The following is a 15,893-nucleotide window of genomic DNA, read 5'->3' on the forward strand; positions in this document are numbered from 1 at the left end:
TACAGCGAGTAGTATTTTTAGTCTGTTGGGACACAAGGCCCAACTACCGGTTCTCCCCGTTTTTCTTTTTCTGCCAGTTCTAGGTTTAATTCCAGCACTTTTGCTAAAATATCGTCGCTGTCAGTAAATCCGTAAGCTGCATTACATTCGCGATCGAGCTTAGCATGAAGTTTATAAAGTTGACTTGTTGGTTCTTCAAAAAATTTGTTGTAAAGTTGAGTAATTCCCCACTGCTTTGCTGACATTTGTTGAGTGCGGTACAGTGAAGTAGTAAGCTCGAAGCGGGTGCGTGTTTCTCATTCCTAAACGTTTTCCATTTTAATACTGTAGCAGGTTCAATATGACTGAAATTATTCAGTTTCCGATTATGTTATATTGACCAATAAATAAGTACAAAATACTTCCTTAGCCCGCCAGGGACTGAAGTCCCTGTCTAATAGCAAAAGTCGGTTGAAACTCACATCTTGCACCATTCTCAAGAACAGGCTTTTCGGCCTGTTCCACAAGAAAATCTACTCTTTGTGGAACAGGCCGAAAAGCCTGTTCCTAAAAGGCTAATTGAGAATGGTGCAAGATATAAGTTGAAACCGACTGAAATACAGGACTTACGCACAGCCAGCAAATACTAACTTTACAGTCCTCTTAAGAGGACTTTCGCTTTGAGGCAGGGAATTCATTCCCTGCCGGACTATCGGACTGTCGGAATATCAAACTGCATCAGTGACCGATCATCCAAGGTCGTCCCCCTCGGTGTTCGCGATTTCGCTGCGGTTTAGGTTCCTCAGAACGCTTAACTACCTCCGGTTCCCGATTTTCTTGACCTTTCAACCGCAGCTTTCCAGTTAAAATCATCGGCGGCGAAAAGATGCGTTTAGCAACAGTTTCGCAATTCGGGCAAAGCACCGGTGTATCTGCTTCTGCAAGAGGGCGCCACTTATCAAAAATGCCGCAAGTTTCACACTTAAAATCGTAAAGAGGCATATCAATTTTTGAGGGTAAATTTGGATGCAATGACTAGGGCGGGCCACACATTGTGTCAATTTAAGTTCAACTTAAGGTCAAAGTTAGTATCAGTCTGCTGTCTGAGTCACATTCCTCTAGATCCCCCCTAGCCCCCCTTAAAAAGGGGGGGACAAGAGCGCTCAAAGTCAACCCCTACTCCCCTTTTTAAGGGGGATTTAGGGGGATCTAGACTCGGATAAAAGCGAGAGATACAGAGGGCTTTAGTCTTAAGTTCACACCCCCTTGACTGGCCCGGCCCGCCCTACTAATTAAGATGGCAGAATATCCATCTGGAAAATTTCTGTCGGTAAAGCAATAGTGCAGCAAGCATTGGGAATATCCACAATGCCACTGATGCGACCCTCAACCGGAGCACAACTTAACAGTAAATACGCTTGTTCTCCGGTAAAACCAAACTTTTTCAAATATTCGATCGCATTCAAACAAGCTCGTCGATAAGCAACGTGGGCATCCATATAATACTGCTGACCCGTAAATTCATCAACAGAAATCCCTTCAAAAACGAGGTACTCAGAATAGCGGGGTTCCACCGGCCCGGGTTTGAAAATCGGGTTGACCATCGCGTATTTATCCATGCCACCTTTGATAATATCAACGTGGAGGTCGATGTAACCCGACATTTCAATTGCCCCGCAGAATGAAATTTCCCCGTCTCCTTGAGAAAAGTGAATATCTCCCATCGAAAGTTTCGCGCCTTCGACATAAACTGGGAAATAAATTCTCGAACCCCGCGACAGGTTTTTAATGTCGCAATTGCCGCCGTGTTCGCGGGGAGGAACTGTGCGCGCCGCTTCTGCCGCAACTCGCTCGAATTCTGCCCCTTGCAGCGAGCCCAAAATTGCATTCTTGGGGTTCGGCAGCGCTGCTAAAGGCGGCACTCGATCGGGATTTGTTGCTACTAATTCCGCTTCCCGTTTGTTCCATTTATTCAACAATTCCTGAGAAGGAGCGCAGCCGATTAAACCCGGATGAGTAATCCCCGCAAACCTGACTTTTGGTATGTGTCGGGAAGCGGTATAAATTCCCTGAAAATCCCAAATTGCTTTAGCAGCAGTCGGAAAATGTTCGGTTAAGAAACCGCCGCCGTTTTCTTTAGCAAAAATTCCCGTAAAACCCCATTCGTCCCCTTGCAAAGCCCCGATATCGAGGATATCGACTACTAAAATATCCCCTGGCTGCGCGCCGTTAACGTAAATTGGCCCGCTCAAAACGTGAACTACTGTTAAGTCTACATCGCGAATGTCGTCGGGATTGTCGTCATTTTTAATTTGTCCGTCTGTCCAGTCTTTGCACTCGATGCGAAATACATCGCCGGGATTGACGGAAACTACTGCTGGAATATCTGGATGCCAGCGATTGTGACCGACTAATTCCTGTTCAGACATCGGTTTGGTCAAGTCAACTTTGAAGAGAACTTGAGGCATATTCTGCACTCCTCTAGTTACTGATTTTTACATGGTACGCGCATCTTCGCCGATCTGATGGTTGATAAATGTAAATTCTTATACTAATAAGTGCAGAAACCAAAAATATTTTAGAGAACGATTATCATTATTTAACTAATTGCAGGGAAGCGCCGCAGTCGTGGTATGTTTTTGATTGGGAGTGTTTTTAAATTAAAAATTTAGTGACTGAAAATTTGACCAAACAACATATAGATCGAGTTGAAAATGGATGGCACGGCCACCTGGATTTAGCCTATGCCAACAGATCCGGTGCAACTCAAATCATTCACAATCAAATGCAAGCGCCCCTAAAGGTGCAGCGCCCGTTTTATCCTGAAGGTAAAGAGATTTGTCACAGCGTCATCTTGCACACGGCTGGTGGAGTTGTCGGGGGCGATCGACTTTCCAGCCATTTTCACCTCCAAGCCAACGCCAAAGCCTTGATTACCACGGCCGCCGCTGGTAAAATCTATCGCAGCAGCGGACTAGAATCACAACAAAATATTGACATCCAACTAGAACCCGGTGCTAATTTAGAATGGCTACCACAGGAAACAATCGTTTTCGACGGCGCAATATATCGGCAAAATTTGCGGGTAGAATTAGCACCAACAGCGAGGATTTTACTGTGGGAAATTACCAGATTTGGACGCAGTGCTAGGGGCGAAAAGTTCTTGTCGGGAGAATGGCGATCGCACACCGAAATCTGGCAACAAAACAGCCCTTTATGGATTGACAGACAATTGCTCAAAGGTGGAGAAAAAATGCTCGAAAGTCCTCACGGCCTCGCAGGAAAACCCGTAGTCGCCACCCTCGCTTGGGTAGGCGAACCCGTTACAGCCGAAATCGTGGAAAAAGTGCGAGATTTGCCCTGTGAGGCAACAATTTATCCTGGTAATTCCACCGTCGGCGTGACTCGTATTCCTAACGGTTTGCTGTGCCGATATCGCGGTTCATCCACCGCTGCAGCTAGAGACTGGTTTGTCAACATTTGGCAGTTGCTGCGCTTGTCTTTTTCACAACGCCCTTGCTGTTTGCCCCGAGTTTGGATAAAATAGGATGATCTTTGAGTTTCAATGTATAGTTGCCCTCCTAACTAGATTATTCATCTCTCTCTTCTGGAGACTCTGCGCCCTCTGCGCCCTTTGCGGTTTAATCATTCTTAATCATTCAGCAACAACCGTAAACGATATCATAACCAAATAATGCGATCGCACTTACAAGAATAAAAATGCAACTCACCCCCCAAGAAAAAGACAAACTGCTGATTTTCACCGCCGCCCTGGTAGCAGAGCGCCGCAAACAAAGAGGTTTAAAATTAAACTATCCAGAAGCACTAGCCTACATTTCCGCCGCCATATTAGAAGGAGCAAGAGATGGTCTCACCGTCGCCGATTTAATGAGTTACGGAACAACTCTCCTGACGCGGGAAGATGTGATGGAAGGGATACCAGAAATGGTGCATGAAGTCCAGGTTGAGGCGACTTTTCCCGACGGAACTAAGTTGGTAACAGTGCACGATCCGATCCGTTAAAAAATAAACCACAGAGACTCAGAGGAGGAAAAGATGATTCCTGGAGAAATGATTGTTTTAGAAGGTGAAATAGAACTAAATGCCGATCGCCCAACGGTGCGGATGCTGGTAGGGAATACGGGCGATCGACCCATTCAAATTGGTTCACACTATCACTTTTATGAGGCAAACGAAGCCTTAGAATTTAATCGAGAACAAGCAAAAGGAATGCGGTTGGATATCCCCGCAGGTACAGCAGTCAGGTTTGAACCGGGAGATGAAAGGGAAGTTCAATTAGTGCCGTTTGTTGGTAGTCGTCAAGTCTACGGCTTTAATGGAAAAGTGAACGGTATGTTAGATGGATGAGGTTTTTAGAGGGACGAGACTTTTTGGCATAAATTAAAAAGAATAATTAGTAGGAGTATAATTCGATATGCCCGATCAAATTAGATTGTGGGAAATATCAAAGGATAAATTGAAGGAAATTACCCAATCTAAGTTAGACTTAGAATCTCGTTTAGAAACCTGGCTAGAGAATGATATTTCAATCCTAGCAGATGATCTCTTGGTAATTGGTCGGCAAGTGATTACTGATTATGGTGGACAACTTGACCTTTTATGTATAGATAGGAACGGAGATTTAGTCATTGTTGAGTTAAAGAAGGACAAAACAGCAAGAGAAGTAACAGCACAAGCCTTGGATTACGCCTCATGGGTTAAGGATTTGTCAAACGAGAGAGTTAGAGAAATTGCCAATGCTTATTTACTGACTAAAAATGGCAGTAACTTAGAAAAGGCTTTCTGTGAGAAATTTAGCTCAGAATTCCCTGATATTTTGAATGCTCAGCACAACATTATAATTGTAGCTGCACAGATTGATAGTAGTTCGGAAAGGATTATTAAATACTTATTAGAAACTTATGGTGTGAGAATCAATGTCGCAACATTCCAGTATTTCTGTGACTCTAGTGGTAGAGAGTTACTAGCCAGAAAATTCTTGATTGAGGCTGAAATAAAACCTGTAAATATAATATCAAAAAGAAAGCCCAACTTGACCCTGGAAGAATTAGTTGAAATAGCAGATAGCAATGAAGTTGGAAAAGTGTATAGACTACTTTACAACGAAATCATACCACAAATATTTTGGATAAATACAACAACAAGAGGTCTGGCATTGAGAGGAACAAGTCAAAATAGCCAAGTTATCTTCAATCTTTTGTTAACTGAAAGCACGCCTAGGGAGGGTCTAAAGTTTAAGGTATACATAGATAGATTGTCAAACTATTTAAACATTGATGTAGAAGAGTTGGCTAATTTGTTACCTAACTATCAAGAAATAGCACAAGATGATTTTTTTGGTTCAATTGGTGAAGGATTCTTTAAAACAGAAGAACAGGTGAACCAGTTTGTGGCAAAATTAAATCAAGTAAGGAGCTAATTAATATGAGTTACAGAATGGATCGCCGCGCTTACGCGGAAACTTTCGGGCCGACTGTGGGCGATCGCGTCCGGTTAGCCGATACAGAATTATTCATTGAAGTTGAAAAAGACTTCACAACCTACGGAGATGAAGTTAAATTTGGCGGTGGCAAAGTCATTCGCGACGGCATGGGACAGTCGCCTATTTCTAATGCAGACGGCGCTCTTGACACGGTGATTACTAATGCTTTAATATTAGACTGGTGGGGAATTGTTAAAGCAGATGTTGGGATTAAAGACGGCAAAATTTACAAAATTGGTAAAGCCGGAAATCCTTACATTCAAGATAGGGTAGATATTATTATCGGGCCTGGTACTGAAGTGATTGCCGGTGAAGGAATGATTCTCACCGCTGGGGGAATTGACACTCACATTCACTTTATTTGTCCGCAGCAAATTGAAGTGGCGATCGCCTCTGGCATCACGACAATGATCGGCGGTGGCACAGGCCCCGCAACGGGTACAAACGCCACAACTTGCACTCCCGGCCCTTGGCATATGTACCGAATGCTGCAAGCAGCCGACGCTTTCCCGGTAAATCTAGGATTTTTAGGTAAAGGAAATAGCAGTCAACCTCAAGGATTAGTCGAACAAATTTTTGCCGGTGCAATGGGTTTGAAACTCCACGAAGATTGGGGAACTACACCAGCAACGATCGACACTTGTTTGAGTGTAGCTGACGAGTACGATGTGCAAGTTGCAATTCACACCGATACTCTCAATGAAGCGGGATTTGTGGAAGCTACAATTGCCGCATTTAAAAATCGCGCTATTCACACTTACCACACCGAAGGTGCTGGCGGCGGACACGCACCGGATATTATTAAAGTGTGCGGACAAGCTAATGTTTTGCCCTCGTCAACTAACCCGACTCGCCCTTACACTGTCAATACTTTAGAAGAACATTTAGATATGTTGATGGTGTGTCACCATTTGGATCGAGGCATTCCTGAAGATGTGGCTTTTGCTGAATCGAGAATTAGAAGGGAAACTATTGCTGCTGAGGATATTTTGCACGATTTAGGTGCGTTTAGTATGATTTCTTCTGATTCTCAGGCGATGGGAAGAGTTGGAGAGGTGATTATTCGGACTTGGCAAACGGCACATAAAATGAAAGTTCAAAGGGGGAATTTGAACGGGCAAGATGCCCGTTCCACAGGGGGTTTGGGCGGGCAAGATGCCCGTTCCACAGGGGGTTTGGGCGGGCAAGATGCCCGTTCCACAGGGGGAGAAAATGACAATTTTCGGGTGAAGCGGTACATTGCGAAATATACAATTAATCCGGCAATAACTCACGGAATTAGTCAGTATGTGGGTTCGGTGGAAGAGGGAAAGTTGGCGGATTTGTGTTTGTGGCGGCCGGCTTTTTTTGGGGTGAAACCGGAACTGGTAATTAAAGGAGGGGCGATCGCCTATGGGCAGATGGGAGATGCTAATGCCAGCATTCCGACGCCACAACCGGTGCATATGCGGCCGATGTTTGGCAGTTTTGGCGGGGCGATTGGGGCGACTTGTCTGACGTTTGTTTCCCAAGCTGCGCGCGATCGAGATATTGCCGCACAGCTAGGTTTGCAAAAGCCCACTGTAGCAGTTTCCGGCACCAGACAAATTAGCAAAAGAGACATGAAACTCAACGATTATTTGCCACAAATGGAAGTCGATCCAGAAACTTATGAAGTGAGGGCAGATGGGGAATTGTTAACTTGCGAACCGGCAACTGTTTTGCCAATGGCGCAGCGGTACTTTTTGTTTTAACTGATATCTTGCACCAGTGTCAGCAACAGGCAAGATGCCTGTTCCACAAGAAAATTTATATGTTGTGGAACAGGCATCTTGCCTGTTCAGAAAAGGCTAATTGAGAATGGTACAACATAGGAGTTTTCACCGATTATACAATCATGTAGGGGCGGGTTTTACCAACAATATTTGCCAAAAACCGACAATCTCAAAAACCCGCCCCCACCCAACGGCAAATCTTCATCTTACTTCATTCGGGATTGGATTTCCTGTTAGAAAAATTGAGCGATCGCACTATCAAACCCTGACACAAAAACCAAAAATAAAGTGCAATATTAATCCCACTTAATAGCTTCGGTATTCCCTCCAGCAAGATCGACACAATCTCGTTTTTTAACGGCAGCGCTTCTGCAAAAAAGGCAACAAATAACAAACCAACGCCACTCAGCATTAAAGCATAGGGAGTCGAGCGAATTTGTCTCCTAAAAGCTAATCCGTATGCAATTGCCACCCAGGGGTAAAATATCACAATTGTCACTTTGGGAAAACCCACACATCCCAGATGAACTTGGGTGCGAAAAACTTCATTGAACAGAAAGCACTGACGGGGTTGTCACCCCCTCAAGCCAAAACGCTCTAATTTAATCACCACTCTCCTGGATTTTAAGATTCCCCCACCACGGGAAGTTTTATTTTTATTTATTATCACCTAAAACTCAGGAGAGTCTTAATCGCTTGGTAAACTCAATTTTAATACCTGTCCAACAGATACCTCGTGCTTGTGCGTCGCTACTACCACCGCACCTTCTAATCGCGGATCGTAACATCCCACCCAAGCAGCAGGATGACATTCGTGTACTAAATACCCGTACAGCCAAATTGCTCCTCTACCTTCAATGACAATTCCTTGGCTTAATTGAACGTCTTGAGGAAGTTTCAAACCTTGTAAATCATCGGGTGTGATGATACCGTCTTGAGTGGTAATTCGCAAGCGCAAATGTTGGTAAGCTAAACCGTCTTGAGTTTGATTGGGGATTATTTTTAATTCAATAGGATTCATTGGATGCACAAATGTTGAATGCTGCGATAAAATCATATCATGTCTGGTAGTATGGGCGGGGGCGGGTTTATTATATTGTAGATTATGGGCAATTATTGTTGGCTCACGGGCCCCTACAAAATTTAATATCATACAAGTCCGAATCAAACAGACATGATATCATCTACCTTTTTAGGGTAAATTGGGAATCCGATCGCCAACTTTGAGTCCCAATTGGGCCGCCCTTCCGCCTCTGAGTTCAATAACTCCGTCAACGGGAACATCCGGGCCGTAGTTGGGGCAGGTTTCGCTCAAACACGGCGGTACGTTAGGAATTATCGCCTGCACGACGCCTTCCCGCAGAAAAACCATATCCAGCTCAATCAACACGTTTTTCATCCAAAAACGCACGTTTCGCGCGGGTTCGATGGGAAAAAGCATTCCCCTGTCGTCTGGCAATTCTGTGCGAAACATTAAGCCTGTCGCTTGTTCTTGGGGAGTTTGCGCCACTTCCAGTCCGATCGCGCGATCGGCTATAATCGTGTTAACCGAAATTGCCAAAAGCTGACCCATATCTATCCCGCCAAACAGCGACATAAAGTTGGATTCAGTCAGATTAGAATTTCCCGAAACAACTCCTAAATAATTACCAGACTTTTTATCTTTCATAATAGTTTGGTTATCGGAAACAGAAAGCTCTAAATCGCTAAACTTCAGACCTTCTGTCAAGACAATTTTATCATTGCCGTTGCCAAAATCTGTAATTATATCGGCTTCAGTAATAGTAGATGCGGCGCTTTTTTCCATCAGAAATAAATCCTCCCCCGCGCCTCCTGTTAAGATATCCCCGCCTTCGCCACCTATTAGCAAATCGTTACCCCGATCGCCAAAAATCCAATCCGACTCTTGTCCTCCATAGATTGTATCGCTTCCCTGCCCGCCAGACAGCGTATCAGCGCCTTCATTTCCTGCTAGCAAGTCATTTTCCCGATCGCCAAAAATTCGGTCATTTCCCCCCAAACCTTGAATAGTGTCATTACCCGCAAACCCTCTCATCGTATCGTTGCTGAGAGTTCCCAGGAGAAAATCGAAGCCGAAAGTACCGTCGATGTTAACCATTTTGCGTTTAATGATGCGTTTAATAGAAGGAAGATTTGGCGATCGGCATCCGCCAACCGGTACCAAAAGCTCGATCGCTAATTTTCAAACCAGGGGCTGCTTGCCGCCGTTTAAACTCCGCTTGCCTGACTAATTTTACTACACGTTTAACCACGGCTTCATCGTGTCCGGCAGCGACAATTTGTTGGGCAGATTCGTGATGTTCTATCAACCGCTGCAAGATGTCATCCAAAACATCGTAATCCGGCAAAGAATCTTGGTCAATTTGGCCAGGTTTCAGTTCAGCACTCGGCGCTTTAGTAATAATATTAACCGGAATAATTTCCTTTCCCAGAGGCGGGTACGGGGGTGGGTATGGAGAGGGCGGGCACGGGGGTGGGTATGGAGAGGGCGGGCACGGGGGCACCGCCCCTACAGATCCGCCAGAATTCAGCCATTGACAAAGCGAATAAACGCGAGTTTTCGGCACATCGGAAATCACCGCCAATCCCCCATTCATATCGCCGTAGAGAGTGCAGTAACCCACTGCCATTTCCGACTTATTGCCCGTCGAAAGTAGCAAATGTCCGAACTTGTTAGAAATTGCCATCAACAGATTGCCTCGAATCCGCGATTGAATATTTTCCTCAGCAATCCCGAAAGTTGTGTTGACAAACAAATTGGCGAGAGTGCGATCGTAAGTTTCCATCAAATCGCCGATCGGCAATTGTTCGATCGCGATGCCCAGATTTCGGGCTAATTCCACAGCATCATTAACCGAATGATCCGAACTGTAAGGAGAAGGCATCAACACCCCTAGAACATTTTCGGGCCCGATCGCGCAACTGGCGATCGCCGCCACCAAAGCCGAATCTATCCCGCCGCTTAAACCGAGTACAACCTTAGAAAAACCGCACTTGCGAACATAATCTCGTACTCCCAAAACCAAAGCCGCCCAAATTTCGGCATCTCCTTCTGCCGGATGAAAACTCAAATCAGTTGTGGAACCGGCATCTTGCCCGTTCCCGCCGCTGCCAACTCCACTGCCGATCGAACCTAGTTTTTGTCGTCCTTCACATAATCCCAAATCAGTTGTGGAACGGGCATCTTGCCCGTTCCCGCCGCTGCCAACTAAATCTTGTTTAGCTGCGTCATATTCCAGCAGCGCAAAATCCGTTTCAAAAGAAGCTAATAGCTGAATTAAATCACCCTTTCGATTCACAGCAAAACTGCTGCCGTCAAAAATAATATCGTCATTTCCGCCTACCTGATTAGCGTAAATAATCGGTTTCCCGCAGCGGATGACGCTGTGCTGCAACATCGCCGATCGCACTCCCCGCTTCCCCGCAGAATAAGGCGATGCCGACAAATTCACCACTAAATCTACACCCAATTTTGCCAAATCGGAAATAGGATCGCCCGCGTAACTGCGTTTACCCCAAAACTCCTCATTGTTCCACAAATCTTCACAAATTGTTACGCCGATTTTGAGTTCGCCAATAGTAAAATAATTGCTGTTTTCTCCCGGTTCAAAATATCTATCTTCATCAAATACATCATAAGTAGGCAACAAGCGTTTATGAAAAACTTGTTTGACCGCGCCATTTTGCAACAAAACAGCGCTATTAAACAATGATTTTCCGCCGAGTTTAACAGCATTAGCATTAGGTAAGGCAGTGCCGACTATGACTGCCAACTCCGGCGGCAAAGCTTGCGCTAGTTGCAGCAACTGTGCACCTGCATCTGCAATGAAACTCGGATTGATTAACAAATCGCGCGGCGGATAACCGATCAGGGAAAGTTCCGGTGTTAGCAATAAGTTTGCGCCCTCAACATCAGCTTTTTTCGCAGCCTCCAGAATTAGGTGGGAGTTGCCAAAGATATCACCAATAGTAGGGTTGAGTTGTGCGATCGCAATTTTCATCTCACCAAATCACTTAATAAATATTGCTAACAGTCCGCCCGCGCGGACTTACTTTCCTATAGTCCTAGATTTGAATGTAGCGAAATATTACTTGGATTTGTAATGTTTCAACTCTTCCTCAATATAATAATTTACCAAATCCCGGTAAATATTTTCAACCACATCAGGATTCAAACCCGATTCTTGAGCCCACTCGCGCCGCTGCTGTAACATATCGTGAAAGCGATCGAACGATTTAACGCTAGCTTCACTCGTTTTGAACCTTGCAGCCGCGATGACGTATTGAAATCTCTTGCTCAAAGCCTCGATCACTTCTCGATCGATGATATCAATTTCCTCCCGAACTTCGTGAATATTAGCGCATTCATCAGGGTCTTTCATCGTCTGCACTCCTTAATAGCTTCTATTCTAATGTTACTAAATTGATCCCAGAATGTCATCTAAGTAACAGCTAGATAAACACCAGCGGCTTATTTTTTAAAGGAGCAAAAGCGGCCGCATCAAAGCGGTACAAACTAGCAGGGCGGCCAGCCCCGCGCGAAACCTTAACACCGGTATCGCACAAAAAACCCAATTTCAACAATCGAGACCTAAAATTAGAATAATCAGAAAAACTTTCCCCCAAAATAGTTGTATAAAGCTGATACAAATCGCTCAAAGTAAAAAGTTCCGGCAAAACTTCAAAAGCTACCGGGCTGTATTCAAGTTTGTTACGCAGCCGCCGATATCCGTATTCGAGAATTTGAGTGTGATCGAAGGCCAGCTTTGGAACTTGTTGCACGGGATACCAAGCAATGCCGCCGACGCGGTGGCCCACGCCCGCCACTACACTCCCAGCAATTAACTCAGCTTCCTCAAAGCGAACCAAAGCAAAATAACTAACCGAAAGATAACGATCGCCCCTGGTAAATTCCCGAGGATCGCGCCCCGGTTCTCCGAAAGTATACAATTGCTCCAGATACAAATTTTTTACCCGAATTTTCTCAGACAAAATTCGGTAAGCCGCATTTTCTAGAGACTCGCCCTGACGCACCAAAGTACCGGGAAGACTCCAAGAATCGATAAACGGTTCGTCTTGCCGCATTACCAACAGTACCAACAAGCGGTTCTGCACGGTATCGACGGAAAAAATAACATTATCTACTCCTACTTTAAAGTCAGCTAATGAGCAACCTTCGCCCTTTTTCGTGCCTCGTGCCATGCGTACAAATGCTCCCTATTGATGTAATCTTCGATGGTCGGAGTCAGGGCTTGGGTGTCTCCTGTTTCCCGATAGAAGGTAGAAGAAACATTGGGACCATTCAAAGATGCGATCGCCACCTCTGCACCCATGCGCCTCAACTGCCACAAATCTAATTGTTCTGATGGATAACCCGGTCGCGGTACTATCAGCAAGTCCACTTGTTTTAACAATTGTTCAAATTTGTACCAGCGAGACAGTTGCCCCACCAAGTCCGAACCTATTACCAGCGTCAAATCTGCATTCGGCCACAGCAATCTTGCTTGTTCCACAGTTTCCACCGTCCTCGGACTGCTGAGTTCTGGATGCAAGCAAAGATTGTGTCTGGGCGAATTAATTTCTTGAATCATTAACAGCAGCATTGCCGATCGGTGTTCTAGAGAAGTCTGGTGCGACTTAAAAGGATTGTCCGACGCCCAAACTGCTACCCAATCAAAATGTTGCGAAAGCCAACTCAGAATTGTTTTGTGTCCCGCTGTGGGCGGATCGGCACTGGTTCCAAAAAGAGCAATCTTCTGCATAGGGAATCGGTAATTGTTGACTGTTGACTGTTGACTGTTGACGGTTGATTGATGACTGTTGATTGTTGATTGTTGACTGTTGACTGTTGACTGTTGATTGATGATTGATGATATCATGTCCGATCGATTGACCATAATATCCCGGCCGGGCGGGTTTTTGAGATTGTCAATTATTGGCAGATATTATTGGTGAACCCGCCCCTACCTGATGAAGGCTAATCGACCGGACATGATATGACTAATGACTAATGACTAATGACTAATGACTACTGACTAATGATTCTTTTTCGTTTTTTGGGTGAGACTCTGCAAATCTGTAGAAATTTCCACTGGCGGCGAAATCGGGTTGTCAAGTTGGCGAGTTTCGGGTCGAAGACTGGCGACCGAAGCAGCAGTTCGTTTGGCGATATCGTCCAAACTTTCCGGCTTCTGCACTCGTGTTCCGTCCTTTACAACCAACTCCATTAATGGTAAGTAAGAATCGCAATTGTGAATAGTTTCTCCCGACAATCCCAAACAATCTCCGAGAATTTGCCCATTTTCAATATGTCTAAAAATTTGCTTTCTTCCGGGATATGTTACCTTGCCGCTTGCCTCTTTCATCACCGGAATTCCGTCAATTTCCACCAACTTATAAACACCGTTCACAGGGGAACCGCTGACCAACTTGGTTCCCAAACCGTAACCGTCAATGCAAGCACCGCTACTTTTTAATTTAGCAATTTCTCGATCGTCCAAATCGCCACTAGCAAAAATTGGAACCCCAGGCAGGATCGATCGAACTTCCCGAGACAGCACCGCCAAATCGCCCGAATCCAGCCGCACGCCTTCCAACAGCATTTCACCGCTGTTTACTCGATCGGCCAACATCCGCGCCGCCGCCACAGTATCATAAGTATCGATCAGCAGCGGCGCCCCCGGAAAATAGCGGTGAAAAGCTGCAAACGCCTGATTCTCGCTGCCTTCGAGAGCAGCCACAGCCATTACCAAAGCATGAGCCATAGTACCTAGAGGTTTGCGGCCCAACTTCAAAGCAGCCAAAACATTAGAAGTTCCATCGAACCCCGCAGCCAGGGCAGCCCTAGCCGCCCATACAGCAGCTTGAGGCCCAAAAGCCCTGCGCGTCCCGAATTCCAGCAACTTAGCCTCCGGGCCCGCCACATCCCGCAGTCTGGCCGCCCGCGTCGCAATCAAAGTTTGATAATTTATGGCATTCAATAAATAAGTTTCCACTAACTGAGCCTGCCACAGAGGAGCCTCAATTCGCAGCAGTGGCTCATTGGCAAAAACCGCCGTCCCCTCCGGCACCGCCCAAACATCGCCAGTAAAGCGGGCTGTGGCGAGTAAAGTCCAAAATCGCTCTCCTGCGCCGGCAAAAATCCCAGTGGACTGCAAAGCCTCAATTTGCGCCGGCGAAAACCGAAATTTCTCCAAATAATCGATAACTTGCGCCAAACCCATCGCGATCGCGTAGCCAAAACCCTCTGGCAGCCTGCGCGCGAACAATTCAAAACTCGCGGCCCGCCCGTCGATCCCTTCCCCGACGTAACAAGCGGCCATCGTTAGCTGGTAGAGATCGGTCAAAAGGCTGTAATCTGCTGAAGAAACCGTCAGTTCCCGGTCTTCTAAGATTTCTTCAAAACCTGTGAGCGGCAGGCTTTCTGTGGTAGTTTTCATAAAAAAACCCCGGACAAACTTCTTTTTCTTAATTATAGTGACAAACACCATATCTTTTTGTAAATCTTTGATAAAGATTGCAGATATTTGTCGGAAAATTCGCTTACAATGCCGTTTTAGAGCGGATTTCGGTGGATTTGTAGATTAATATTATGGTAAAATCCATATAAAGACTGAATTTAACAAACTCAGGAATTAACCACAAACACTCAAGCGTTCCGGGTTTTTTGCGAAAATATTTCCTTGCAGCCTTTGAATAGAGTTAGACAACTCGGTTTCTGAGCGTCGGGAGGGCGAGCGCGACTGCTTGAGTTGAGCAAGGAAAAATCTACCACCAAAAGGTCGATCGTCCAAAAATGCGTAATTTCTCAAAGCTTCAGCTTGCTTCGATGTTGCAGACTAATAAGTAATTCAAATAAATATTGCTAAAGTCATCCACCGCCCAAAAATCCGAGTAATATTAAAAGTATCAGAACCCAGACAAGAGAGGCAGATTCTATGAATCTTTCTAAATCTTTGGCAAACGCGATGCGTTACGTTTCGGAAGCAGCGGTGCGGATTTTTAGCCCCAGCGATGACAACTATCCAAATAGTGGAGTTCAACCTTTTGAGGGTAAGCTCTCCAAAAGTTCTAAATCGAAAGAATGAACCGCCATTCCGGCAGTTTCTAGCGAGTTCGGCACAGGCATTCAGTTTAACAGTCAACGGTTAACAATTAACTGTTGACTGTTAACTTTTGACTTTTGATTTTGACAATCAAGCATCCAGGATACCCGCCACGTGATTCATTCCTTCGCAGACTCAGGACGGAGAAATCAAAAACCTGTATCCGATGAAGCTTGCCGAACGTATTTATCTCGCGCAAGTCAATGCTTCAATCTAAAATCTAAAATCTAAAATCTAAAATCGATTGACTGTTAATAGTAATTGTAGGTGGGGTTTCTCTTCGTTCTACCCAACCTACAATTACCAATCACCAATTACACTGAACTTCTCCAATAGACAAAAGGTATATTCAGTGTAGAGTAAGCTTTTTAAAGAAAGATTCGGGCGCCCGGTTTACTGCGTATAAGTTAGAGAAACACAAGCAAAACTAGAACCTTATGTTGCACTAGGGTTGGTTCAGTAATCTTATCAAAAATCCAACTATAAGCTGTTGTGCATCTAAATCGTGTTTTTTGTGCGGGCGAGACGCCC

At 45.2% G+C, this 15,893-nt stretch carries 18 protein-coding genes; 6 read left to right on the forward strand and 12 right to left on the reverse strand.

Going from position 1 to position 15,893, the window contains the following annotated elements:
• Nucleotides 1-17: 17 nt before the first annotated feature.
• The 3 genes from QT992_RS18070 to fmdA form a co-directional block, all read right to left on the reverse strand.
• Nucleotides 18-245: a hypothetical protein gene (locus QT992_RS18070; RefSeq protein WP_333315986.1), complete on the reverse strand. Its 228-nt coding sequence runs from the start codon at nucleotides 243-245 to the stop codon at nucleotides 18-20.
• Nucleotides 246-717: 472 nt separating this feature from the next.
• Nucleotides 718-981 carry a zinc ribbon domain-containing protein gene (locus tag QT992_RS18075; protein WP_333204560.1) on the reverse strand — a complete coding sequence of 88 codons (264 nt, stop codon included), beginning with the start codon at nucleotides 979-981 and terminating at the stop codon, nucleotides 718-720.
• Nucleotides 982-1,271: 290 nt separating this feature from the next.
• The gene (gene fmdA, locus QT992_RS18080; protein ID WP_333315987.1) at nucleotides 1,272-2,447 is read right to left on the reverse strand and encodes a formamidase; all 1,176 of its coding nucleotides are present in this window, start codon (nucleotides 2,445-2,447) and stop codon (nucleotides 1,272-1,274) included.
• Between the two features lie 203 nt (nucleotides 2,448-2,650).
• On the opposite strand from fmdA, the gene QT992_RS18085 reads away from it, so the two are divergent.
• From QT992_RS18085 to ureC, 5 genes are all read left to right on the forward strand, one after another.
• Entirely contained in the window at nucleotides 2,651-3,526 is an 876-nt protein-coding gene (locus QT992_RS18085) for an urease accessory protein UreD (protein ID WP_333340590.1), read from the forward strand.
• 173 nt (nucleotides 3,527-3,699) lie between these two features.
• The gene (gene ureA, locus QT992_RS18090; protein WP_015179363.1) at nucleotides 3,700-4,002 is read left to right on the forward strand and encodes an urease subunit gamma; all 303 of its coding nucleotides are present in this window, start codon (nucleotides 3,700-3,702) and stop codon (nucleotides 4,000-4,002) included.
• A 33-nt stretch (nucleotides 4,003-4,035) separates the two neighbouring features.
• A complete protein-coding gene (locus QT992_RS18095) occupies nucleotides 4,036-4,347 on the forward strand; it encodes an urease subunit beta (RefSeq protein WP_333315989.1) in 312 nt (103 codons plus the stop codon).
• A gap of 67 nt (nucleotides 4,348-4,414) precedes the next feature.
• Nucleotides 4,415-5,419 (forward strand): endonuclease NucS domain-containing protein, encoded by a 1,005-nt coding sequence (locus QT992_RS18100; protein WP_333340588.1) that lies wholly within the window; start codon nucleotides 4,415-4,417, stop codon nucleotides 5,417-5,419.
• A 5-nt stretch (nucleotides 5,420-5,424) separates the two neighbouring features.
• Complete coding sequence (gene ureC / locus QT992_RS18105; RefSeq protein WP_333315991.1) at nucleotides 5,425-7,215, forward strand: urease subunit alpha; 1,791 nt, start codon at nucleotides 5,425-5,427, stop codon at nucleotides 7,213-7,215.
• 232 nt (nucleotides 7,216-7,447) lie between these two features.
• On the opposite strand, the gene QT992_RS18110 is transcribed toward ureC, so the two are convergent.
• The 9 genes from QT992_RS18110 to QT992_RS18150 form a co-directional block, all read right to left on the reverse strand.
• Nucleotides 7,448-7,726 (reverse strand): hypothetical protein, encoded by a 279-nt coding sequence (locus QT992_RS18110; RefSeq protein WP_333315992.1) that lies wholly within the window; start codon nucleotides 7,724-7,726, stop codon nucleotides 7,448-7,450.
• 198 nt (nucleotides 7,727-7,924) lie between these two features.
• Complete coding sequence (gene crn3, locus QT992_RS18115; RefSeq protein WP_190741266.1) at nucleotides 7,925-8,257, reverse strand: CRISPR-associated ring nuclease Crn3/Csx3; 333 nt, start codon at nucleotides 8,255-8,257, stop codon at nucleotides 7,925-7,927.
• A 171-nt stretch (nucleotides 8,258-8,428) separates the two neighbouring features.
• Complete coding sequence (locus tag QT992_RS18120; RefSeq protein ID WP_333340585.1) at nucleotides 8,429-9,355, reverse strand: DUF192 domain-containing protein; 927 nt, start codon at nucleotides 9,353-9,355, stop codon at nucleotides 8,429-8,431.
• A 19-nt stretch (nucleotides 9,356-9,374) separates the two neighbouring features.
• Complete coding sequence (locus QT992_RS18125) at nucleotides 9,375-11,258, reverse strand: NAD+ synthase (protein ID WP_333340582.1); 1,884 nt, start codon at nucleotides 11,256-11,258, stop codon at nucleotides 9,375-9,377.
• Between the two features lie 87 nt (nucleotides 11,259-11,345).
• The gene (locus QT992_RS18130) at nucleotides 11,346-11,639 is read right to left on the reverse strand and encodes an isochorismate lyase (RefSeq protein ID WP_333105335.1); all 294 of its coding nucleotides are present in this window, start codon (nucleotides 11,637-11,639) and stop codon (nucleotides 11,346-11,348) included.
• Nucleotides 11,640-11,709: 70 nt separating this feature from the next.
• Nucleotides 11,710-12,459, reverse strand: coding sequence for an NrtR DNA-binding winged helix domain-containing protein (locus QT992_RS18135; protein ID WP_333315995.1), 750 nt, complete (start codon nucleotides 12,457-12,459; stop codon nucleotides 11,710-11,712).
• Nucleotides 12,420-13,019, reverse strand: coding sequence for a nicotinate-nucleotide adenylyltransferase (locus QT992_RS18140; RefSeq protein WP_333286505.1), 600 nt, complete (start codon nucleotides 13,017-13,019; stop codon nucleotides 12,420-12,422). The genes QT992_RS18135 and QT992_RS18140 overlap by 40 nt, the downstream gene beginning before the upstream one ends.
• 273 nt (nucleotides 13,020-13,292) lie before the next feature.
• The gene (locus QT992_RS18145) at nucleotides 13,293-14,696 is read right to left on the reverse strand and encodes a nicotinate phosphoribosyltransferase (RefSeq protein ID WP_333340580.1); all 1,404 of its coding nucleotides are present in this window, start codon (nucleotides 14,694-14,696) and stop codon (nucleotides 13,293-13,295) included.
• A 195-nt stretch (nucleotides 14,697-14,891) separates the two neighbouring features.
• Nucleotides 14,892-15,068, reverse strand: a complete 177-nt coding sequence (locus tag QT992_RS18150) for a hypothetical protein (protein WP_333315997.1) — start codon at nucleotides 15,066-15,068, stop codon at nucleotides 14,892-14,894.
• A gap of 126 nt (nucleotides 15,069-15,194) precedes the next feature.
• Here QT992_RS18150 and QT992_RS18155 point away from each other — a divergent pair, with 126 nt between their 5' ends.
• Nucleotides 15,195-15,344: an isochorismate synthase gene (locus QT992_RS18155; RefSeq protein WP_333143642.1), complete on the forward strand. Its 150-nt coding sequence runs from the start codon at nucleotides 15,195-15,197 to the stop codon at nucleotides 15,342-15,344.
• Nucleotides 15,345-15,893 lie beyond the last annotated feature (549 nt).

Source organism: Microcoleus sp. T3_D1, assembly GCF_036700405.1.
In the GTDB taxonomy this organism is placed as follows: Bacteria; Cyanobacteriota; Cyanobacteriia; order Cyanobacteriales; family Microcoleaceae; genus Microcoleus.